Here is a 245-nt window from a genome sequence, read left to right as displayed (position 1 = left end):
ATGGTCGAAACCCCGTCGTGTCTGTATTCGATCAATCCGTGAAGCAGGAGAACTCCTCTTTCAACACGCATTCATTGTGACCAATCTGTCAGATAACGTATCGCCTCAAGTTATATTTTCTCTTTACTGCAAGCGAGGGACAATGGAGAATTTCATCAAAGAAGCGAAAGGTGGCTTTTATTTCGATAAAACAGATAGTCCACGCTTCTTAGAAAATCATGTCAGAATGATGATTAGTCTGCTTG

General features: G+C 41.2%; 1 protein-coding gene. It reads left to right on the top strand.

The genetic code is table 11. From position 1 onward, the window contains the following. Positions 1–245: transposase (locus ACEN33_RS12620; RefSeq protein WP_407095230.1), on the top strand; the 245-nt coding region annotated here is incomplete at both ends.

Source organism: Ruoffia sp. FAM 24228 (assembly GCF_045528575.1).
In the GTDB taxonomy this organism is placed as follows: Bacteria; Bacillota; Bacilli; order Lactobacillales; family Aerococcaceae; genus Ruoffia; species Ruoffia halotolerans.
The sequence above is the reverse complement of the archived record's forward strand: the minus strand, read 5'-3'. Positions and strand labels throughout refer to the sequence as shown.